21 protein-coding genes are annotated in these 19,483 nt (G+C 63.2%); 13 read left to right on the top strand and 8 right to left on the bottom strand.

Going from position 1 to position 19,483, the window contains the following annotated elements; all coding sequences use genetic code 11:
- The first annotated feature begins 17 nt into the window (after positions 1-17).
- From ACW9H9_RS05410 to ACW9H9_RS05385, 6 genes are all read left to right on the top strand, one after another.
- Positions 18-1,382 (top strand): aspartate aminotransferase family protein, encoded by a 1,365-nt coding sequence (locus tag ACW9H9_RS05410; protein ID WP_457342126.1) that lies wholly within the window; start codon positions 18-20, stop codon positions 1,380-1,382.
- Positions 1,383-1,576: 194 nt separating this feature from the next.
- Positions 1,577-2,686 carry a polyamine ABC transporter substrate-binding protein gene (locus ACW9H9_RS05405; RefSeq protein ID WP_457342125.1) on the top strand — a complete coding sequence of 370 codons (1,110 nt, stop codon included), beginning with the start codon at positions 1,577-1,579 and terminating at the stop codon, positions 2,684-2,686.
- A gap of 177 nt (positions 2,687-2,863) precedes the next feature.
- Positions 2,864-3,958: a polyamine ABC transporter substrate-binding protein gene (locus tag ACW9H9_RS05400; RefSeq protein WP_457342124.1), complete on the top strand. Its 1,095-nt coding sequence runs from the start codon at positions 2,864-2,866 to the stop codon at positions 3,956-3,958.
- Positions 3,959-4,026: 68 nt separating this feature from the next.
- Positions 4,027-5,169 (top strand): ABC transporter ATP-binding protein, encoded by a 1,143-nt coding sequence (locus ACW9H9_RS05395; protein ID WP_457342123.1) that lies wholly within the window; start codon positions 4,027-4,029, stop codon positions 5,167-5,169.
- Positions 5,166-6,086, top strand: a complete 921-nt coding sequence (locus ACW9H9_RS05390) for an ABC transporter permease subunit (RefSeq protein WP_457342122.1) — start codon at positions 5,166-5,168, stop codon at positions 6,084-6,086. Before ACW9H9_RS05395 ends, ACW9H9_RS05390 begins: the two co-directional genes overlap by 4 nt.
- Positions 6,083-6,967, top strand: a complete 885-nt coding sequence (locus ACW9H9_RS05385; RefSeq protein ID WP_457342121.1) for an ABC transporter permease subunit — start codon at positions 6,083-6,085, stop codon at positions 6,965-6,967. Before ACW9H9_RS05390 ends, ACW9H9_RS05385 begins: the two co-directional genes overlap by 4 nt.
- Positions 6,968-7,002: 35 nt before the next feature.
- Here the strand turns inward: ACW9H9_RS05385 and ACW9H9_RS05380 are convergent, their stop codons facing one another.
- On the bottom strand, positions 7,003-7,644 hold the full coding sequence (locus tag ACW9H9_RS05380) for an HD domain-containing protein (protein ID WP_457342120.1): 642 nt from the start codon (positions 7,642-7,644) through the stop codon (positions 7,003-7,005).
- A gap of 205 nt (positions 7,645-7,849) precedes the next feature.
- On the opposite strand from ACW9H9_RS05380, the gene ACW9H9_RS05375 reads away from it, so the two are divergent.
- Positions 7,850-8,815: a GlxA family transcriptional regulator gene (locus ACW9H9_RS05375; RefSeq protein ID WP_457342119.1), complete on the top strand. Its 966-nt coding sequence runs from the start codon at positions 7,850-7,852 to the stop codon at positions 8,813-8,815.
- A 1-nt stretch (position 8,816) separates the two neighbouring features.
- Here ACW9H9_RS05375 and ACW9H9_RS05370 read toward each other — a convergent pair whose 3' ends face one another.
- Positions 8,817-9,158 (bottom strand): carboxymuconolactone decarboxylase family protein, encoded by a 342-nt coding sequence (locus tag ACW9H9_RS05370; protein ID WP_457342118.1) that lies wholly within the window; start codon positions 9,156-9,158, stop codon positions 8,817-8,819.
- Positions 9,159-9,256: 98 nt separating this feature from the next.
- Here ACW9H9_RS05370 and ACW9H9_RS05365 point away from each other — a divergent pair, with 98 nt between their 5' ends.
- Positions 9,257-10,159, top strand: a complete 903-nt coding sequence (locus ACW9H9_RS05365; RefSeq protein ID WP_457342117.1) for an AraC family transcriptional regulator — start codon at positions 9,257-9,259, stop codon at positions 10,157-10,159.
- 18 nt (positions 10,160-10,177) lie between these two features.
- Here the strand turns inward: ACW9H9_RS05365 and ACW9H9_RS05360 are convergent, their stop codons facing one another.
- Positions 10,178-12,541: a penicillin acylase family protein gene (locus ACW9H9_RS05360; protein ID WP_457342116.1), complete on the bottom strand. Its 2,364-nt coding sequence runs from the start codon at positions 12,539-12,541 to the stop codon at positions 10,178-10,180.
- A gap of 208 nt (positions 12,542-12,749) precedes the next feature.
- On the opposite strand from ACW9H9_RS05360, the gene ACW9H9_RS05355 reads away from it, so the two are divergent.
- Positions 12,750-13,847 (top strand): GNAT family N-acetyltransferase, encoded by a 1,098-nt coding sequence (locus ACW9H9_RS05355; protein WP_457342115.1) that lies wholly within the window; start codon positions 12,750-12,752, stop codon positions 13,845-13,847.
- A gap of 19 nt (positions 13,848-13,866) precedes the next feature.
- Here the strand turns inward: ACW9H9_RS05355 and ACW9H9_RS05350 are convergent, their stop codons facing one another.
- From ACW9H9_RS05350 to ACW9H9_RS05340, 3 genes are all read right to left on the bottom strand, one after another.
- Positions 13,867-14,277, bottom strand: coding sequence for a DMT family transporter (locus tag ACW9H9_RS05350; protein ID WP_457342114.1), 411 nt, complete (start codon positions 14,275-14,277; stop codon positions 13,867-13,869).
- Entirely contained in the window at positions 14,277-14,633 is a 357-nt protein-coding gene (locus ACW9H9_RS05345; RefSeq protein WP_457342113.1) for an EamA family transporter, read from the bottom strand. Before ACW9H9_RS05345 ends, ACW9H9_RS05350 begins: the two co-directional genes overlap by 1 nt.
- A 114-nt stretch (positions 14,634-14,747) precedes the next feature.
- A complete protein-coding gene (locus ACW9H9_RS05340; RefSeq protein WP_457342112.1) occupies positions 14,748-15,332 on the bottom strand; it encodes a DUF6436 domain-containing protein in 585 nt (194 codons plus the stop codon).
- A 112-nt stretch (positions 15,333-15,444) separates the two neighbouring features.
- On the opposite strand from ACW9H9_RS05340, the gene bipL reads away from it, so the two are divergent.
- Entirely contained in the window at positions 15,445-16,386 is a 942-nt protein-coding gene (gene bipL, locus ACW9H9_RS05335; protein WP_457342111.1) for a phospholipase BipL, read from the top strand.
- 12 nt (positions 16,387-16,398) lie between these two features.
- Here bipL and ACW9H9_RS05330 read toward each other — a convergent pair whose 3' ends face one another.
- The gene (locus ACW9H9_RS05330; protein WP_457342110.1) at positions 16,399-17,148 is read right to left on the bottom strand and encodes a DUF2059 domain-containing protein; all 750 of its coding nucleotides are present in this window, start codon (positions 17,146-17,148) and stop codon (positions 16,399-16,401) included.
- 131 nt (positions 17,149-17,279) lie between these two features.
- On the opposite strand from ACW9H9_RS05330, the gene ACW9H9_RS05325 reads away from it, so the two are divergent.
- Together ACW9H9_RS05325 and ACW9H9_RS05320 are read left to right on the top strand one after the other, a co-directional pair.
- Positions 17,280-17,912, top strand: a complete 633-nt coding sequence (locus tag ACW9H9_RS05325; RefSeq protein WP_457342168.1) for a 2OG-Fe(II) oxygenase — start codon at positions 17,280-17,282, stop codon at positions 17,910-17,912.
- Between the two features lie 2 nt (positions 17,913-17,914).
- Positions 17,915-18,403, top strand: a complete 489-nt coding sequence (locus ACW9H9_RS05320) for a DUF523 domain-containing protein (protein WP_457342109.1) — start codon at positions 17,915-17,917, stop codon at positions 18,401-18,403.
- Position 18,404: 1 nt separating this feature from the next.
- Here the strand turns inward: ACW9H9_RS05320 and ACW9H9_RS05315 are convergent, their stop codons facing one another.
- Positions 18,405-18,905, bottom strand: coding sequence for a transporter substrate-binding domain-containing protein (locus tag ACW9H9_RS05315; RefSeq protein WP_457342108.1), 501 nt, complete (start codon positions 18,903-18,905; stop codon positions 18,405-18,407).
- A 132-nt stretch (positions 18,906-19,037) separates the two neighbouring features.
- Between ACW9H9_RS05315 and ACW9H9_RS05310 the strand changes: the two genes are divergently transcribed.
- Positions 19,038-19,478: a DUF4399 domain-containing protein gene (locus tag ACW9H9_RS05310; protein ID WP_457342107.1), complete on the top strand. Its 441-nt coding sequence runs from the start codon at positions 19,038-19,040 to the stop codon at positions 19,476-19,478.
- Positions 19,479-19,483: the final 5 nt, after the last annotated feature.

The following is a 19,483-nucleotide window of genomic DNA, read 5'->3' as shown; positions in this document are numbered from 1 at the left end:
ATGTCTAGGAGATCGGTATGTCCAGCAACAACCCGCAAACCCGTGAATGGCAAGCCTTGAGCAGTGAGCACCACCTGGCGCCGTTCAGCGACTTCAAGCAATTGAAAGAAAAAGGCCCCCGCATCATCACCCGCGCCGAAGGCGTTTACCTGTGGGACAGCGAAGGCAACAAGATCCTCGACGGCATGGCTGGCCTGTGGTGCGTGGCGGTCGGTTACGGCCGTGATGAACTGGCTGAAGCTGCAGCCAAACAAATGAAAGAACTGCCGTACTACAACCTCTTTTTCCAGACCGCCCACCCACCCGTGCTGGAACTGGCCAAAGTCATTTCCCAAATCGCGCCCGAAGGCATGAACCACGTGTTCTTCACCGGCTCCGGTTCCGAAGGCAACGACACCATGTTGCGCATGGTCCGCCACTACTGGGCGATCAAAGGCCAGCCGAACAAAAAGACCATCATTGCCCGCAAGAACGGCTATCACGGTTCCACCGTGGCCGGCGCGAGCCTGGGTGGCATGACCTATATGCACGAGCAGGGCGACTTGCCGATCCCGGGCATCACCCACATCGCCCAGCCGTATTGGTTTGGCGAAGGCGGCGACATGAGCCCTGACGAATTCGGGGTGTGGGCCGCCAACCAGTTGGAAGCAAAGATTCTGGAGCTGGGCGTGGACAACGTCGGCGCCTTTATCGCCGAGCCGATCCAGGGCGCTGGCGGTGTGATCGTGCCGCCAGACAGCTACTGGCCGCGCATCAAGGAAATCCTCGCCAAGTACGACATCCTGTTCGTCGCCGACGAAGTGATCTGCGGCTTTGGCCGTACCGGCCAATGGTTCGGCAGCGACTTCTATGGCCTGAAGCCGCACATGATGACCATCGCCAAGGGCCTCACCTCCGGTTACATCCCCATGGGTGGCCTGATCGTGCGGGACGAGGTGGTGGCGGTGCTCAACGAAGGCGGCGATTTCAACCACGGCTTCACGTATTCGGGCCACCCGGTGGCGGCGGCGGTGGCGCTGGAAAACATCCGCATCCTGCGCGATGAGCAAATTGTTAAACGCGTTCACGACGAAACGGCACCGTATTTGCAAAAGCGTCTGCGGGAACTGGCGGACCACCCCCTGGTGGGCGAAGTGCGCGGCGTGGGCATGCTCGGTGCCATCGAGCTGGTGCAGGACAAGGCAACGCGCAAGCGTTACGAAGACCGTGGCGTGGGCATGATCTGCCGCACGTTCTGCTTTGAGAACGGCCTGATCATGCGCGCCGTGGGCGACACCATGATCATTTCGCCGCCGCTGGTCATCAGCCATGCCGAGATTGACGAGTTGGTCAGCAAGGCCCGCCAGTGCCTGGACCTGACTTTGGCGGCCTTACAGGGCTAAGTGCTAGGCTCAGTGCGCAGTGGCTTGGGGTGCTGCGCCTGGGAGGGGAAGAAAAAGGGGGTGTTGGTTGAAAGCCGAGCCCCGAACTTGCCAGACTGCGCCCTGTTTGGCTGCCCTCAAGCGGGCCGCTGACACAATCGCTGGTTATAAATAAAGAATGTGGCCCGAAAAAGAAAAATTTGGAGGTTAACCGAATGAAGGCATTAGGTTTCAAGCACGCTGGCAAGACCCTGTTGGCCCTGTCCCTGATGGGCGCCATGGCCGGTGCGGCGCATGCAGACGATAAAGTACTGCACGTCTACAACTGGTCGGACTACATCGCACCGGACACCATCGCCAACTTTGAAAAAGAGTCGGGCATCAAGGTGGTCTACGACGTCTTTGACAGCAACGAAACCCTGGAAGCCAAGTTACTGGCGGGCAAGTCCGGCTACGACATTGTGGTGCCGTCCAACAACTTCCTGGCCAAGCAGATCAAGGCCGGTGTTTACCAGCCGCTGGACAAGTCCAAGTTGTCCAACTACGACAACCTGAACAAATCGCTGCTCAAGGCCGTGTCCGTCAGCGACCCGGACAACAAGCACGCGTTCCCGTACATGTGGGGTTCGATCGGCATCGGCTACAACCCGGAGAAGGTCAAGGCGGCGCTGGGCGTCGACAAGATCGACTCGTGGGACGCGGTGCTCAAGCCCGAGAACCTGGCCAAGCTCAAGAGCTGCGGCGTGAGCTTCCTCGATTCGCCGACCGAAATGCTGCCGGTGGCGCTGCACTACCTGGGCCTGCCTACCGACACCCAGAAGAAAGACGACCTGAAAAAAGCCGAGGACCTGTTCCTCAAACTGCGTCCGTCGATCAGCTACTTCCACTCCTCCAAGTACATCTCGGACCTGGCCAACGGCAACATCTGCATCGCCATCGGTTACTCGGGTGACGTGCAACAGGCCAAGTCCCGCGCCGCAGAAGCGGGCGGCAAGGTCAAAGTGGCCTACGACATTCCCAAAGAAGGCGCCGGCAGTTTCTATGACATGGTGGCCATCCCCAAAGATGCCGAAAACCTCGATGCGGCCTACCAGTTCATGAACTACCTGCTCAAGCCTGAAGTGATGGCCGCCATCACCGATGCCGTGCGCTTCCCGAACGGCAACGAAAAAGCCACCCCATTGGTGGACAAGGAAATCACCGGCGACCCAAGCATCTACCCGCCAGCGGACGTGCAGGCCAAGCTCTACGCCATCGCCGACCTGCCGGCGGCAACCCAGCGTGAAATGACGCGCAGCTGGACCAAGATCAAGTCCGGCAAATAAGCCGGGCGCTGTTAACCACCGCGAGGCGCGCGGTGGTTAACGCACTATTTAAATGACGGAAAGTTTTGCCGGATCGGTTTATCGAGGGTAAGTTGCGCGCCGGTTTTGTTGTCGGGCTGTTCATCGGCCTGCCACACGGGCAACAACTTGGGCCCAACTAGTTGAGAGGACCTCCACTTGCCAATGTCTTTATTTCGCAACGCCATGCTGGTGGGTGCAGGGTTCGCGCTGGCGTTCAGCGTGCAGGCCGCATCGACGGTGCATATTTATAACTGGTCGGACTATATCGGCCCCGACACCCTGGCCAACTTTGAAGCGGCCAGCGGCATCAAGCCCGTGTATGACGTGTTTGATTCCAACGAAACCCTGGAAGGCAAGTTGCTGGCCGGGCGTACCGGGTACGACGTGGTCGTGCCGTCCAACCATTTCCTGGGCAAGCAGATCAAGGCCGGGGCATTCCAGAAGCTCGACAAGTCCTTGCTGACCCACTATGCCAACCTCGACCCGGCGCTGCTCAAGCGCCTGGAAAAGAACGACCCGGGTAACCAATACGCCGTGCCTTACTTGTGGGGCACCAACGGCATTGGTTACAACGTCGATAAAGTCAAAGCCGTACTGGGCGTCGACAAGATCGATTCCTGGGCCGTGCTGTTTGAGCCAGAGAATATGAAGAAACTCGCCAGTTGCGGCGTGTCGTTCATGGACTCGGCCGATGAAATGTTGCCGGCCGTGCTCAACTACATGGGCCTGAGCCCCAACAGCGAAAACCCGGCCGACTATAAAAAGGCCGAAGACAAACTGCTGAAAGTACGTCCCTACGTGACCTACTTCCATTCTTCCAAATACATCTCGGACCTGGCCAACGGCAACATTTGCGTGGCGGCCGGTTTCTCCGGCGATGTGTTCCAGGCCAAGGCCCGTGCAGCCGAGGCGGGTAAAGGCGTGAACATCGCCTACGTGATTCCCAAAGAAGGCGGCAACCTGTGGTTCGACGTGCTGGCCATCCCGTCGGATGCGAGCAACGTCAAGCAAGCCCACGCCTTCATCAACTATTTACTGCAACCTGAAGTGATCGCTCAGGTCAGTGATTACGTCGGTTACGCCAACCCTAACCCTGGGGCGGACGCACTGATGGAGCAATCGATACGCACTGACGCCGCGGTTTACCCACCGCAGGCGGTACTCGACCGCACATTCGTCAACGCCGAGTTACCCCCCAAAGTGCAACGTTTGATGACCCGTAGCTGGACCAAGGTCAAGACGGGCAAGTAAGGCTCAAACTATCCAAGGTTCGTCCGTACTGGACGTACTGCACTCTTTTTTTTCTGGGAGTTTTGTAAATGGCAGTTGCCTCCGGCGCCTACAAGAAAGCCCTCGAGGGCGACCAGACACCCAAAAAGGTGCTGGTCAAAATCGACCGGGTCACGAAGAAATTCGACGAGACGATTGCCGTGGACGATGTGTCCCTGGAAATCAAGAAAGGCGAGATCTTCGCCTTGCTCGGCGGTTCGGGTTCGGGCAAATCCACCCTGCTGCGCATGCTCGCAGGCTTCGAGCGCCCAACGGACGGACGCATTTACCTGGACGGTGTGGACATCACCGACATGCCGCCGTACGAGCGGCCGATCAACATGATGTTCCAGTCCTACGCCCTGTTCCCCCACATGACCGTGGCGCAGAACATCGCGTTTGGCCTGCAGCAGGACAAGATCCCCAAGGCCGAGATCGACGCCCGCGTGGCCGAGATGCTCAAGCTGGTGCAGATGAGCCAGTACGCCAAGCGCAAGCCGCACCAACTGTCCGGCGGCCAGCGTCAGCGCGTGGCGCTGGCCCGCTCGCTGGCCAAGCGGCCCAAACTGCTGCTGCTCGATGAGCCGATGGGCGCGCTGGACAAAAAACTGCGCTCGCAAATGCAACTGGAGCTGGTGGAGATCATCGAGCGCGTGGGCGTGACCTGCGTGATGGTGACCCACGACCAGGAAGAGGCCATGACCATGGCCGAGCGCATCGCCATCATGCACCTGGGCTGGATCGCGCAGATCGGCAGCCCCATCGACATCTACGAAACCCCCACCAGCCGCCTGGTGTGCGAGTTCATCGGCAACGTCAACATCTTCGACACCCAAGTGGTGGACGACGCCGAAGGCCACGCCGTGCTCAAGTGCCCCGACCTGGACCGCGATATCTACGTGGGCTACGGCATCGCCACCTCGGTGGAAGACAAGTCCGTGACCTACGCCATCCGCCCGGAAAAACTGCTGGTCACCACCCAAATGCCGACCTGCGAGCACAACTGGTCCAGCGGCAAAGTGCACGACATCGCCTACCTGGGCGGCCACTCGGTGTTCTACGTGGAGTTGCCCAGCGGCAAGCTGGTGCAGTCCTTCGTGGCCAACGCCGAACGCCGTGGCGCACGCCCCACCTGGGGTGACCAGGTGTACGTGTGGTGGGAAGACGACAGCGGCGTGGTGCTTCGCTCATGAACCTCAAAAAGCTCAAGCGCCGACTGCAACGAATAACCCCCTCGGGCCGACATGCGGTCATCGGGATCCCGTTCCTGTGGTTGTTCCTGTTCTTCATGCTGCCGTTCTTCATCGTCCTGAAGATCAGCTTTGCCGAAGCGGACGTGGCCATTCCGCCGTACACCGAGATCTACACCTTCGTTGACCAGAAGCTGCAACTGGTGCTGAACCTGGCCAACTACGCGATGCTGGGCGACGATGACCTGTACATCTCCGCCTACCTGGGCTCGCTGAAGATGGCGTTTTTCAGCACGCTCTTGTGCCTGCTGATCGGCTACCCGATGGCCTATGCCATTGCCAAGGCGCGCAAGGAAACCCAGACCGTGCTGGTGCTGCTGATCATGATGCCGACCTGGACGGCGATCCTGATCCGCGTGTACGCCTGGATGGGCATCCTCAGCAACAACGGCTTGCTCAACGGTTTCCTGATGTCCATCGGGCTGATCCACGAACCGCTGCAGATCCTCAACACCAACATCGCGGTGTACATCGGCGTGGTGTATTCGTACCTGCCGTTCATGATCCTGCCGCTGTACGCCAACCTGGTGAAGCACGACCAGAGCCTGCTGGAAGCGGCGTCCGACCTGGGGTCGAGCACCTTCAACAGCTTCTGGAAAATCACCGTGCCGCTGTCCAAGAACGGCATCATCGCCGGTTGCATGCTGGTGTTTATCCCGGTGGTGGGCGAGTTCGTGATCCCCGAACTGCTCGGCGGCCCGGAAACCCTGATGATCGGTAAAGTCTTGTGGCAAGAGTTCTTCAACAACCGTGACTGGCCGGTGGCCTCGGCCCTGGCGGTGGTGATGCTGGCGATTCTGATCGTGCCCATCATCCTGTTCAACCGCAGCCAGGCCAAAGAGATGGAGGGCAAGGTATGAAGCGTTTCAGTTTTTCCAGCTTCATGCTGATCGTGGGGTTGGTGTTCATCTACCTGCCGATGCTGATCCTGGTGATCTACTCGTTCAACGAATCCAAACTGGTGACGGTGTGGGGCGGTTGGTCGGTGAAGTGGTACGTGGGCCTGTTGGACAACACCCAGTTGATGGGCTCGGTCGGCCGCTCCCTGGAAATCGCCTGCTACACGGCGGTGGCCGCCGTGGCCCTGGGCACGCTGGCGGCATTTGTGCTGACCCGCATCAGCCACTTCAAGGGCCGCACGCTGTTTGGCGGCCTGGTGACGGCGCCATTGGTGATGCCTGAAGTGATCACCGGCCTGTCGCTGTTGCTGCTGTTCGTGGCCATGGCGCAGATGATCGGCTGGCCGCAGGAGCGGGGCATCGTGACCATCTGGATCGCCCACACCACGTTCTGTGCCGCGTATGTGGCGGTGGTGGTGTCGGCGCGCTTGCGGGAGCTGGACCTGTCGATTGAAGAGGCGGCGATGGACCTGGGTGCGCGGCCGTGGAAGGTGTTCTTCCTGATCACCATCCCGATGATCGCGCCGTCACTGGCGGCGGGCGGCATGATGTCGTTCGCGCTGTCGCTGGACGACCTGGTACTGGCCAGCTTCGTGTCGGGGCCGGGCTCCACCACCTTGCCGATGGAAGTGTTCTCGGCGGTGCGCCTGGGGGTCAAGCCCGAGATCAACGCCGTGGCCAGCCTGATCCTGCTGGCGGTGTCGCTGGTGACGTTCATGGTGTGGTTCTTCAGCCGCCGCGCCGAAGAACGCCGCAAGAAAGCCATCCAGCAAGCCATCGAAGAAGCGGCGGCGGACGGCTGGAAACAACCCGACCCTCGCCGCGCCTCCACCCCGGCCTGATGACCGTTCCCACGCCTGGCGTGGGAACGCTCCTTTTAGGCATTCCACGGTGAGTTGCGAATCACCTGCACAAAGTTCATTGGCTTGAAGCCCGGCTCCTGGTCCACCAGCACGTCGGTCTTCACGTTGCCAAACGTGGTCTGTGGTCGATGGCGCAAGCCATCGGCAAACGCGCAGATGATGCACTCCTTGAACCCTTCGCCGCGTGGGTGCGCATGCACCACGGCTTCACGCTGCACGGTGGTGAACGCCGCGTAGTCCATGCCCAGCACGTCCATTTCCACGCCCGCAGTCACCAGCGCCACGGTGGGGCGCAGGTGCTTGGGCACGCCTGGCGTGGTGTGCAGGGCGATGGACAGCCAGACCTGCTCGATGTCGTCGTCACTCAGGCCGTAGGTTTTCAAGAAGTCCGCCGCGGCGTTGGCGCCGTCCACTTCAAAGCGTTCGTCTTGGCTGCGATGGCCTTCCACCAGGCCCAGGTCATGGAACATCGCGCCCACGTAGAGCAGGTCCGGGTTGTAGGCCAGTTGCTTGCGCTCGCCGCTCAACGCGCCAAACAGGAACACGCGGCGGGAGTGGTGGTAGAGCAGGTCGGATTCGACGTCGCGGATGTAGTCGGTGGTGGCGCGGGCCAGGGCGCTGTCGGGGATCTTGATGCCGGCGATGGTGGTGGTCATGGGGGCTTTCCTCACAAAAGCGCCGGTGTGGCGCCGATGAGTCCAGTCTGCTGGCGCGCGCGTGAGCGGGCCACCGCCACAGGGGGGCGATCCCGGCCAATGTGGCTGCACATCGCGCCAAGTGGCATGTTGGGCGTGGTTTGGCTAGGGTGGCTCTGGCGAAATCGCCTCCTTGCGCGTTCATCCAGTCAAAAAGGTGTGTTCCATGGGCAAGACCGTTGCCATCCTGATCTTCCCCGGCGTGCAGTCACTGGACGTGACCGGCCCCATGGACGTGTTCTGCGAGGCCAACCGGTTCTTGCCGCCCGAGAACCACTACCACCTCGACGTGATCGGCTTCGGGCACGGCACCATGGCCTGTTCCAACGGCCTGTCACTGCACGCCCATCGCCATTTCAGCGAGGCCCTGCAACCCTACGACCTGCTGCTGATGGCCGGTGGCCCGCAGCTGCCGTTCCAGGCGTTCGGCCCGGTGTTCAATGACTGGCTGCGGGGCGCGAGTGCCCGCGCCCAACGCTACGGCTCGATCTGCAACGGGGCCTTTGTGCTCGCCCGCGCCGGGCTCCTGGACGGGCGCACCGTCACCACCCACTGGAGCGATGCCGAAGGCCTGGCGCGCCTGTGCCCGTCGGCGCGGGTCGAGGCCGACCGCCTCTACGTGCAGGACGGCAACCTCTACACCTCGGCGGGGGTCACGGCGGGTATCGACCTGTCGCTGTACCTGCTGGCCCAGGACCACGGGCCCGAAGTGGCGCTGAGCGTGGCCAAGCGCCTGGTGGTGTTTACCCAGCGTGCGGGCGGGCAGTCCCAGTTCAGCCCGTTCCTTACACCGCACGCCGAAGCCACCTCGGCGGTGGCGCTGGTGCAGCGTTACGTGTTGGCGAACCTGACCGGGGATTTGAGCATCGCCGACCTCGCCAAGGCGGCCAACATGAGCGCGCGCAACTTTTCCCGGGTGTTTGCCCGGGAGGCCAAGATCACCCCGGCGGAATTCGTCGAGCGGGCGCGGGTGGACGCCGCGCGCGTGATGCTCGAAAGCAGCCCGGCCCCCTTGAAGACGGTGGCCTACCAATGCGGTTTTCGCGATGCCCAGCACATGCGCAGCGTGTTCAGCCGCCGGCTCAAGGTGACGCCGCAACAGTTCCGGCAGAACTTCGCGGCGCCCGTGTAGCTCAATTTTTCAGCGTGTCGTAGGCTTCCAGCGCCCGCAGCGAGTAGATGTAGGCGGCGCCCGCATTCAGCGAAATCGCGGTGGCCAGGGTGGCGGCGACTTCTTCGCGGGTGGCACCGGCCTTGATCGCCGCGTCGGCATGCACGCCGATGCAACCGTCGCAGCGGGTGGTGATGGCCACGGCGATGGAGATCAGTTCGCGAGTCTTGGCATCCAGTACGTTGTTTTCTTCGGCAGCTTCGCCCAGCGCCATGTAGGCTTTGACCATTTTCGGGTTGCTCTTGCCCAGCGCGCCAAAGGCTTTTTTCACGGTAGGCAGCAAGTCGGACCAGTTATTGAACATTGCGTTAACTCCTGAGCAGTAAGGTGTGAAGCCAGTCTGCGCGGATCCCGGTTGGCGCTTTTGTTCGATCCACTCACCTTTTTGTTTGATGCTCGCACATGCATTCGATCGACACCCTTATCGCCCTGGCCAACCTGCAGGGTAGCCTGGACTTGCGTTGCCAGTTCCAGGGCGACTGGGCCCTGGACCACGCGCCGGAGCCCCTGGGCGTGGCGCCTTATCACATCGTGCTCAGCGGCACCTGCCGGGCCGAATTGTCCGGCGGGCAGCGGGTCACGCTGCACGAAGGCGACATCCTGCTGATGCCCGGCGGCGCCACGCACCTGGTGCGCAGCCAGGGTGTGCCCGTGCCGCCGTCGGTGTGCACGCTGATCGAAGGCGGCCTGCTGCCGATTCACCGCGTGGGCGGCGAGCGGCCGGACGTGGACATGCTCTGCGGCAGCTTTCGCTACAACCGCCAGTCGCTGCTGTTCAGCGCGTTGCCGGACCACCTGGTGGTGTCCAGCCGCCAGTGGCAGGCCGACGGGCAACTGGCGGCGCTGATCGCCCTGATGCGCAGCGAAGCGGACGGGCAGCGGATGGGCGCGCGGTTTTTTATCGATGCCTTGTCCCAGGCGTTGTTCACCCTGATCCTGCGTGCCTGGCTGGACCGCCAGGCGCCGGTGGCCGGGGCGTTGGCGCTGTTCGACGACAAGCGCCTGAGCAAGGCCTGGCAGGCGATGCTGGCCGAGCCCGGCCATGAGTGGACCATCGACAGCCTGGCCGCGCTGGCTGCCATGTCACGGGCCACGTTCATGCGTGCGTTTGTGAAAGTCGCGGGCGCCTCGCCCTGGGTGCTGTTGACGCAACTGCGCATGGAGCTGGCGTTCAACCTGTTGCAGCAGTCGCGGTTGAGCCTGACCGACATCGCCGTCCAGGCGGGCTACCAGTCCCAGGCCGCCTTCAGCAAGAAATTCAAGGAAACCTACGGCGAGGCCCCGGGCCGCTTGCGTGCCCGCTAGCGCCGGGGCCTGCCCGCGTTACGGCGCGGGCCGGGCCGGCAGCAGCTTGAGCGTGCCGCGGGTATTGGCCGTGACTTCTTCCTCGTTGAAGTGGGCCTGTTCATACCCGCCCTCGATGTACGTCTCGGCCTGGTCGGCGTAGTAGCGGTCAAACGGCACGCCGCTTTGGCCCACCGGGTTGATGGTGAGCGCATGGGCCGGGTCGGCGAAGTCGATCAGGCGCCGGGTGGACGGCCCGTAGGTGACCGGCCACGGCGCCGGGCCGATGTTGGCAGACAGGTTGTTGGGCACTTCATGACTGCCCGGCGCGGCAAACGGGCCGACGTTGACGATGCGGTCCAGCGGTTTCTGCGAGCCCAGCGGGTGGGCGTGGGTCAGGGTGTGCGCCGTGCCCCAGCGCCACTGCGCCGGGTCGTCGCCAAACGTGGCCTTAAGGTGCGTGAGGCTGTTGTCCCAGGCCAGCTTGACGGTTTCGGGGCGGCGGTTGTTCCACCACGGCGAATTGGGCGAGGCGGCCAGGCGCGGCAGGGCGGCGTCGATCACGCGGGTGCTGAGCAGGGTCTGGAACATGGCGTCGCCGAGCTTGTCGTGCATGGCGGCGTAGGCCAGTTCATACAGGAACTGGTTGAACAGCGTGGCGCTGGTGGAGTCGAGCGGGTAATCGCCTTTCCAGGCGGCCAGTTGCTCCACCAATTTCAATTCGCCCGGGTCCTGCACCACCTGGCGCAGCACCGGCAACAGCGGCGCCAGTAACCGTGGCCCGTAGGCGGTGGTGGTGCCGAGCTGCAAGGCCTGGCTGTTTTGCACGTCCCACTTCACGCTCTTGTCGCTCAATTGCGCATTCAACTGCTGGCCACGGTCGGCCAGGTTGTAATACCCGGGGATCTCCATGCCGGTGGGCGACACGGGCTGGGCATTGGCCGACACCACATAGCCGCGTGCCGGGTTTTCTTCCTGGGGGTTGGCGCTGAACGGGTAAAAGCCCAGCTTGTCGGCCTGGGCGGTGCTGCCGTCCAGGATAAACCCCGGGTTGACCCCGGCCGGGCGGATCGGCAACTGCGCGGCGGCCCACCAGCCAATGTCGCCCCGGGCGTTGGCCCAGACGATGTTCAGGCCCGGCGCCGAGATCTTGGCCGCCGCCGCACGGGCCTTGGCCAGGGTGTCGGCGCGGTTGAGCTGGTAGAAGCCTTCGAGGATCGGGTTTTCGGTGTCCAGGAACGCCCACCACATGGCAATCGGCGTCTTGCCGGCGTCGGGGCCGATCACGTCATTGACGATCGGGCCGTGGGGCGACTGGCGCAGGGTGAGCGTCACCGGCGCCTGGCCCTTGACCGCAATCTGTTGCTCGCTGCGGGTCATGTCCACCCACTGGCCGTGATACCAGACCTGGTCGGGGTTGTCCGGGTTGACCTTTTCGGCGATCAGGTCGAGGTCGTCGTTCTGGAACATGGTCAGGCTCCAGCCGAACGCCTTGTTGTGGCCCAGGAACGCCACCGGCACCAGCGCGTTGTGGTAGCCGTACAGCTCAAACCCCGGCGCCGACAGCTGCGCCTCGTACCACACCGACGGCGCCGAAAAGCGGATGTGCGGGTCACCGGCCAGCAGCGGCTTGCCGCTTTTGGTGCGCGTGCCGCTGATGGCCCAGGCGTTGCTGCCTTCGAACTGCGGCAGGCCGTTGTCGGCCAGGGCCTTGTCGCTCAGGGCGGCGAGGGCGCCCAGGCCTTTCCAGTCGTCGGCGGCCAGGTTCAGCGCGCCTTTGGGTTGCCAGTCCAGGTCGAACACCTTGAGGTAGTCACTGCCCAACTGGTCGCGGATGTACGTCAGCAGCGGCTCGGTGCGAAAGGCGGCGGCAAAGCTGTAGGCCATGTAACCGGCGACGCTGATGGTGTCTTCGGCGGTGAAGGGCCGTTTGGGAATGCCCAGAATGTCGAACTCCATCGGCCGGGGATGGCTGTCCTGATACTGGTTGATACCGTCCAGGTAGGCTTGCAGGGCTTTCCAGTGCGGCGACTGGCGATCAAGTTTGGCCACATAGGTGGCCGCCCGGTCGCGGATGCGCAGGCTGCGAAACAGCTTGTCGGTGTCTACAAGCTTTGGCCCCAGCACTTCAGCCAGTTCACCGCGGGCCAGGCGGCGCAGGATCTCCATCTGGAACAGCCGGTCCTGGGCCTGCACGTAGCCCAGGGCGCGGTACAGGTCTTCTTCGTTTTCGGCGCGGATGTGCGGCACGCCCCGGTCGTCGTAGCGCACGGTGACAGACCCTTGCAGGTTGGCCAGGGCCACCGTGCCCTGGCGGGTCGGCTGCTTGCTGTAGACGTACCACCCGGCCCCGGCCAGGAGGGCAACGATCAGCAGGGCAAGCACAGTCAGGAAGCGTTTCATGGGCGGTCCTTGGTCAGTCGGTCACCGTTGGGGTGAGCGGAGTTTATGGGTTGATGTGCGGCGTGGGAACGGGTGTCTGCGTCAAACCCGGCGACTTTCATGTTGGCGCCAATGCGGTTTTCTGACAGCCGGGGTTCAAGTGGCGGGCGCGGCAAAGGCGCTATGATCCGCGCCACGCGCAACAAGGCCTTTTGCTATGAGTCCCGCCATGCAACGTAAGACCGCCAAACCCTGCCTTTTGACGCCTGACTACGCCTGTTGCATGGAATCGACGGCGCTGCTCGCAGGGTTTGTGCAGCACCCGCCCGTGGGGTTTGACGTGCGGTTGTCGGAGCACGGGCTGGCGCACTTTTTTACCCCGTTCGATGTGCTGACCAGTGCCGACGAAGCGTTCCGCGCCCGCCTGCAGAAGTGGCCGGGTTACCGCGTCTGGGGCCGGTGGCTGCGTGTCGACAGCTGCTTTGTGGGCACCACGGTCAGCGAGTACTCACCGCTGCCGCGCCAGGTGGCGCCGCAGGACCTTGCACAGTGGCTGCAAGAGGCGTGCGCGCCGCTGCGCAGATTGACCGTGGTGAAAGACCTGCCCATCGATTCGCCGCTGCTCAGTGACGCCGACAACCAGTACGCCCGCGCCTTGACCGAGGCGTGCACCCGCCGTGGGTTTATCAGCCTGGAAGGTCAGGCGCTGGCGTATGTGCCGATTGATTTCGCGACGATTGACGAGTACCTGTCGCGCTTGTCCCACAGCCGGCGGCGCAATATCCGACGCAAACTGCGCAGCCGCGACCAACTGCGTATCGAGGTCCTGCCGACCGGCGACGCGCGCTTCAACGACCCGCAGTGGCTCACCCGGCTCTACGCGCTCTACAAGGCGGTGTACGACCAGAGCGAGGTGCACTTTGACCTGCACACCCCCGCGTTCCTGGCCCGCCTGCTCACCGACGCCACCAGCGGCGGGCAGGTGTTCTGCTATTGGCACGGCGACCAATTGGTCGGCTACAACCTGTGCTACCGGCAAGGCGACACGTTGCTCGACAAGTACATCGGCCTCAACTACCCGCTGGCCCTGGACTTCAACCTGTACGTTGTCAGCTGGTTCGTGAGCCTGGAGTACGCGTTGGCCCACGGCCTGCGCTTTTACGTGGCGGGCTGGACCGACCCACAGGTCAAGGCCAGCCTGGGCGCGCAGTTCACCTTTACCCGTCACCTGGTGTGGGTCAGAAACCCGTTGCTGCGCAAGCTGGGCAACCGGTTCCGCCACCTTTTTGAAGGTGACAAGCAGTGGCAGGCGGACCCCGCGCCATGAGCGTGCAGTGATCGGTTGATTACGCGGCGGGTGCCTGCGACGGGCCGGTCGCCCCCTGCGGTACTTGTGCGTCTTTGCGCGCCAGGCACAGGATGCCCGCCACGATCAACAGGCCGCCGACGACCTTGGGCAGGGTGAGGGTGTCGTTGAACAACCACACCGAAACCAGGGTCACGCTGATCAGCTCCAGGTAGGAGGCCGCGAAGGCCGGGCCGAGCGGGGCGTGCTTCATCAGGGTCATCCAGGTAAAAAAGGCGCCGAGGTAGCCCACAAAGGCGCCGTAGATCCACGGGTGCCCAAACACCCGCATCAGCCAGGCGGCGTCCAGGGCCAGGGGTTCGGCGTGCAGGGAGGCATATTTGAAGCTGACCTGCGCCAGGGTGTCGAAGAAAATCAGCGACAGAAAGCCCAGGATATAAAAGCGTCTCATCATTCAAACCCTACAACGGCCGTGCCCAGGGCGATCAGCAGAATGCCGATCAGGCGCCATTTGGTCAGGGCTTCTTTGAACCACAATCGACCGGCAATCATGATCACCACAATGTTGATGGAGCCCAGCATCACGGCCACCGACAGCGGCACCATCGTGATAAAGGCCAGCCACAGCATGAACTCGACGACGTAAAGCAGGATGCCGATCCAGAACCAGTGGCGTTTCATCAGGTGATACCAGTGCGCCATGCCCGAGTAGTCGGCGCTGTCGACGGCGGCGGCTTTGAAGGCCAACTGGCCTGACGTATCGACGATCACGTTCAGTATCCAGAAGATAAAAGTTAACTGGCTCATGGTTCCCGTGTCGGTGTGAGGCTCCCAGGGCGCCAAGATACCGCAGCCTGGCGCAGGCGTCGGCACAGTTTGCCCGGGTAACAGCATCCGTTCAGCTTGCCGCCGGGCAGCGGTTCAGGGGGCGGGGGCGTCTGAGTGCCACTGGCAATAACACCCGGCGCTGAGGGTGTGCGTGGCGTTGACCTGGCGGCCGTCCTCCAGCGCTTGCAGGATCGGTTCGATGAAGCTGTTGCCAAAATTGCACGTCAGCCCTTCGCTGTAAGGCCCGAAATACGCCAGCGCGCCGCTGCGATCCCAGATGCCCACGGCGGGGCTGGCGGGCACCTGTTCGGCGCCGGGCAGGCGCCTGAGGGGTTTTATCGCGCCCAGGGTGGCGGGCAACTGGCCGTGGCTGCCGGTTTTTTGCAGCGAATAAAACGCCACGCCTTTGGGGGCGTAGTGCTCCACCAGTTCGGAAAGGTGCTGCTGGTTGCCCACGTTGCAGGGGCAGGCCGGGTCCCAGAAGTGCACGAGGCGGATCGGCCCCGGCCCTGCCAGTTCGGCGGGCAGCCTGAGCGCATCACCGGAAAACACCGCCGTGTGTTCGCTGAACGCCCGCAGGTAGCGGCCCTGGAACCAGCCATACGCGGCCCACAGGACGCCTGCGCAAATCATCAGGATTACGCTGGCGAACAAGGCGGTACGGTAGGGGTGGCGCATGGGGGGTCGGTCCTCAGAGGACGCGTAGCTTGCCATGCTTGCCCTGACAGATGAATATCGGGGCTCGATATTCGTCTGTTCATCGCTGCAAAGCCCTCGTGTGGAAGCCTTTATGCCCGTTACGTTCGACCCCGATCACCTGCGCGCCAGCCTGCAGCCACTGGCCGTGGGGCAGCCGTTGTCGGCCGAGGCCCGGGTGTACCAGCGCTTTTATGGCCTGGACCTGGCGGCCCGCCAGGTGCCTGCCGTGAGTCGGCTGGGGCGTTTCGACAGTGGCGGCTTCGAGGTGGTGGCACAGGTGTGGTGGCCGCCTGCGCCGGTGGCGACGCTGTTTTTGTTTCACGGTTTCTACGATCACATGGGGCTGTACCGCAATGCGGTGAACTGGGCCCTGGACCAGGGCTTTGTGGTGATCGCCTGCGATTTGCCCGGCCACGGCCTGTCCAGTGGCGAGCGCGCCAGCGTGAGCGATTTTTCGGTGTACCAGGACGTGGTGCAGGCGCTGTTCGCCGAAGCCCAAACCTTGCAGTTGCCGCAACCCTGGCACCTGTTCGGGCAAAGCACCGGCGGGGCGATCGTGGTGGACCACCTGCTCAACCACGGTGCGCAGAGCCCGGCTCAAGGCCAGGTATTCTTGCTGGCGCCGTTGGTGCGGCCGCGCAGTTGGGGCTGGTCACGCTTGAGTTATTACCTGCTCAGGCCGTTCGTCAAAGGCATCGCCCGGCGTTTCAGCGAGAACACCAACGACCCGCACTTCAAGGCGTTCCTTGAGGCCGACCCGTTGCAGCCGCGGCAACTGCCCACGGCCTGGGTGGGGGCGCTGGCCCGCTGGATCACCCGCATCGAAGCCGCGCCGCGCAGCGCGCGCAGGCCGGTGATCGTGCAGGGTGAGGAGGACATGACGGTGGACTGGCCACACAACTTGCAGGTCTTGCGCAGCAAGTTCGACCAGCCGCACGTGCTGATGGTCCCGCGGGGGCGGCATCACTTGGCCAACGAGATTGCACCGATTCGCCAGCAGTACTTCGCCTTTCTGAACGATCACCTGGGCTGAGGGCCCAGCGGCTCACTGCAGGCTGGAAGTGCTCTGGCCTACCGCCAGGCCCGCCCGAATGGCCGCCAGCGCAGCCTGGTAATACGCCTTGCCCTGGGGTGATTCGGCAAAGGTGGCGTACTCTTCCAGCTCCGGGTCGGACAGGTCGCGGTACACGTACAGCAGGGTGTTGTTCAGGTCGTTGCCGATCTGCTGCATCAACCGCTCACGCTGGCCGTTCAACATGCCCTGGGCCTGCCCGCCGCCGAGCAGGCCGGGGATCATCTGGCTCAGGCTGTCGGCCGCCACGCCTGCAATCGCCAGGCTCACTTCTGCACCGGCTTCCCGGGCGGGCAAGGCCTGGGCCAGGTGGCCGATGATCAGGCTGCGGGTGGCGTCGGCCTGCATGTGCGGCAGGCCCTGGGCATTCTTGGCCAACTGGTCGCGGCGGGTGGCGAGCAATTCGGCAGCGACGATCTTGCGCCCCAGCGGCGACTGGAAAAACGCCAGCGCAGGCTTGGGGTCGGCGAGGTGCTTGCGCAACTGGGCCTCGGCGCGCTGGTCCACGGCCTGGGGCGCGAAGCGTTTGTTGCTGTTGTCCACCAACGCCTGGAACACCGCGGGCGGCAGGCTGTTGCGGTAGCGTTGCTGGGCGGCACTGAGGGCGTCATTAAAATGCGCGCGCTGTTCTGCCCAACCGGCGACCTTGTACAACTGGTCATGGCTGTCGGCCCAGGCGGGCAACGTGCAGAGCATCAGCAGGGAGAAAAACAAACGACGCATAAGGACTCCTGTCAGTCGGGCGCTATTGTCCGTGTCGGGCGTAGGATTTGTCGAGAATTCCTATCGGCTCCCTGATTAAAGTTTGGTCAGGTGCCCGGTGGCGCTGTCGCAGTGAGAGGCAGATGGATACTATGCGCGCCATGCACTTACCTTCCGATGACCCCTTATTGCTGCGCATTATCGATGACCTGGCCACCCAGGGCTGGTCGCAGCAAAACCTGTTCTTGCCCCGGGACCTGACCCTGGCGCTGGCGGCCGAGTGCCGTAAACGCGCCGCCGAAGGCGAGCTGGCACCGGCCGCGGTCGGTCGCGGCCCGGCGCAGGAAGTGCGTGAAGGCATTCGCGGGGACCATATCCAGTGGCTGGAGCCCGGCGAGGCCGCCAGTTGCGATGCCTACCTGGCGCTGATGGACAGCCTGCGCATGGCCCTGAACCAGGGCCTGTACCTGGGCCTGGAAACGTTCGAGTGCCACTTTGCGCTGTACCCGGCCGGAGCGTTTTACCGCAAGCACGTCGACCGTTTCCGCGACGATGACCGGCGCATGGTATCGACCGTGATCTACCTCAACGACGACTGGCAGCCCGAACACGGCGGCCAGTTGCGGATGTACCTGGACGGCGACGTGGCGCATGACGTGGTGCCGGTGGGCGGTTGCCTGGCGGTGTTCCTGTCGGGCGAGGTGCCCCATGAAGTCCTGCCGGCCACGCGCGAGCGCCTGTCGTTGACCGGCTGGTTTCGCCGGCGCGGCAACGAGCCGTTTTGAGCATGCACAAGATCCTGGTCAGCCGCTGCCTGCTGGGGCACAAGGTGCGCTACGACGGCGGCGCCAGCGGCCCGTTCGATCCGTTGGCCGCGTGGCAGGCCGAGGGCCGGGTGGTTGCGCTGTGCCCCGAAGTGGCGGGCGGCCTGCCCACGCCGCGCCCGTCCGCCGAGATCCCGGGCGGGCAGGGCGTGGACGTGTGGGAAGGGCGCGCCCAGGTCCTGACGGCGCAGGGGCAGGACTTCACCGAAGCCTTCCTGGACGGTGCCCGCCAGGCGCTGGCTTTGGTGCAGCGCCACGGCATTCGGATCGCCGTGCTCAAGGCCAACAGCCCCTCGTGCGGGAATGTGCTGACCTACGACGGCACCTTCAGCGGTGTGAAAGTGCCCGGTGAAGGCGTGACGGCCGCGTTGCTCAAGCGCCACGGGGTGCAGGTGTTCAGTGAGTTGCAACTGCCCGAGGCCTTGGCCGCCCTGGCCCAGCTCGGCGGCTGAATCATTCGGCTTTCGCCACCGGCGTGTCCGCCGCGTTCTCCAGCCATTTGTGCGACAGCCCTTGCAGTCGCCCATCGGCTTTGATCCGCATCAGTGCATTGTCCAGGCTGGACTTGAACGCCGGGTTACCCTTTTGAAACGCCACCGCCAACGCTGGCGCCTGATGGTAAGGCTCGCTGAAGTCGAAACGTTCTTGCAGTTCGGCAGTCATAGCGATGTGGTTGATCGCGACGTCGTACTTGCCGGTTTCGACCCCGGGCAACAAGTCAGCGTCGTCGGTGGTGATAAAGGCGGGGCGCACGTCCATTTCCTTGGCCAGCAACTCGCCCAGTTCCACTTCAAAGCCGGTCAGTTTGTCGGCGTCCTTGAAGTTGTACGGCGGGGTATTGGCCTCCAGGGCAATGCGCAATTCGCCCCGGTCAAACACATCGTCGATCAGTTCGGCGTGAGCCAAGGGGCTCGCCAGGGGAAGTAAAAGCAACAGGCCAGGCAAAAAACGCATGGTCACTCCTGGAAAATTCAAAAGGGCGAGGGTGTTGTTCAGGCTCGCTTTGCTATGGTGTTGAGTGCCTTGGACAGCAATTTGTCGCGAAGTTGTCATAACCCTGAAAATTTCACAAAAGTGGAGAAGCGAATGAAAGCTCTTTTGTCCCGCGTAACGCTCGCCAGTCTGTTGCTGGGTGCTTCGATGTTGGCAACCGCTGCCGACGGTATCCCGCGCAGTGCACCGCCTGAAGGTGCCAAGGTGTTTATCGTTTCGCCCAAAGACGGCGCCACGGTCGATAAAACCTTCACCGTGAAGTTCGGCATGGAAGGCCTCAAGCTGGCCCCGGCCACCGACCAGACCCCAGGCACCGGCCACCACCACCTGCTGATCGACCAAAAAGCCCTGCCCGACGCCAGCCTGCCGATCCCGGCCACCGACACCGTGATCCACTACGGCAAGGCCCAGACCGAAACCGAACTGACCCTGACCCCTGGCAAACACACCCTGCAACTGGTCGCGGGCGACAAACTGCACATGCAGTTCGACCCGACGGTAGCGTCCAAAGTCATCACGATTAACGTGAAGTAAGTTTT

It is taken from the genome of Pseudomonas sp. SDO5215_S409, assembly GCF_054071325.1.
This window is presented reverse-complemented; position numbering and strand designations above follow the sequence as displayed.

Bases quoted from the DNA above. Each gene is read 5' to 3' on its own strand.
- ACW9H9_RS05310 (WP_457342107.1), top strand. From the start codon at position 19,038: ATGAAAGCTCTTTTGTCCCGCGTAACGCTCGCCAGTCTGTTGCTGGGT.
- ACW9H9_RS05325 (WP_457342168.1), top strand. From the start codon at position 17,280: ATGCGCGCCATGCACTTACCTTCCGATGACCCCTTATTGCTGCGCATT.
- ACW9H9_RS05345 (WP_457342113.1), bottom strand. From the start codon at position 14,633: ATGAGCCAGTTAACTTTTATCTTCTGGATACTGAACGTGATCGTCGAT.
- bipL (WP_457342111.1), top strand. From the start codon at position 15,445: ATGCCCGTTACGTTCGACCCCGATCACCTGCGCGCCAGCCTGCAGCCA.
- ACW9H9_RS05365 (WP_457342117.1), top strand. From the start codon at position 9,257: ATGCATTCGATCGACACCCTTATCGCCCTGGCCAACCTGCAGGGTAGC.
- ACW9H9_RS05405 (WP_457342125.1), top strand. From the start codon at position 1,577: ATGAAGGCATTAGGTTTCAAGCACGCTGGCAAGACCCTGTTGGCCCTG.
- ACW9H9_RS05330 (WP_457342110.1), bottom strand. From the start codon at position 17,148: ATGCGTCGTTTGTTTTTCTCCCTGCTGATGCTCTGCACGTTGCCCGCC.
- ACW9H9_RS05370 (WP_457342118.1), bottom strand. From the start codon at position 9,158: ATGTTCAATAACTGGTCCGACTTGCTGCCTACCGTGAAAAAAGCCTTT.
- ACW9H9_RS05410 (WP_457342126.1), top strand. From the start codon at position 18: ATGTCCAGCAACAACCCGCAAACCCGTGAATGGCAAGCCTTGAGCAGT.
- ACW9H9_RS05340 (WP_457342112.1), bottom strand. From the start codon at position 15,332: ATGCGCCACCCCTACCGTACCGCCTTGTTCGCCAGCGTAATCCTGATG.
- ACW9H9_RS05360 (WP_457342116.1), bottom strand. From the start codon at position 12,541: ATGAAACGCTTCCTGACTGTGCTTGCCCTGCTGATCGTTGCCCTCCTG.
- ACW9H9_RS05385 (WP_457342121.1), top strand. From the start codon at position 6,083: ATGAAGCGTTTCAGTTTTTCCAGCTTCATGCTGATCGTGGGGTTGGTG.
- ACW9H9_RS05395 (WP_457342123.1), top strand. From the start codon at position 4,027: ATGGCAGTTGCCTCCGGCGCCTACAAGAAAGCCCTCGAGGGCGACCAG.
- ACW9H9_RS05315 (WP_457342108.1), bottom strand. From the start codon at position 18,905: ATGCGTTTTTTGCCTGGCCTGTTGCTTTTACTTCCCCTGGCGAGCCCC.
- ACW9H9_RS05380 (WP_457342120.1), bottom strand. From the start codon at position 7,644: ATGACCACCACCATCGCCGGCATCAAGATCCCCGACAGCGCCCTGGCC.
- ACW9H9_RS05350 (WP_457342114.1), bottom strand. From the start codon at position 14,277: ATGAGACGCTTTTATATCCTGGGCTTTCTGTCGCTGATTTTCTTCGAC.
- ACW9H9_RS05375 (WP_457342119.1), top strand. From the start codon at position 7,850: ATGGGCAAGACCGTTGCCATCCTGATCTTCCCCGGCGTGCAGTCACTG.
- ACW9H9_RS05320 (WP_457342109.1), top strand. From the start codon at position 17,915: ATGCACAAGATCCTGGTCAGCCGCTGCCTGCTGGGGCACAAGGTGCGC.
- ACW9H9_RS05390 (WP_457342122.1), top strand. From the start codon at position 5,166: ATGAACCTCAAAAAGCTCAAGCGCCGACTGCAACGAATAACCCCCTCG.
- ACW9H9_RS05355 (WP_457342115.1), top strand. From the start codon at position 12,750: ATGCAACGTAAGACCGCCAAACCCTGCCTTTTGACGCCTGACTACGCC.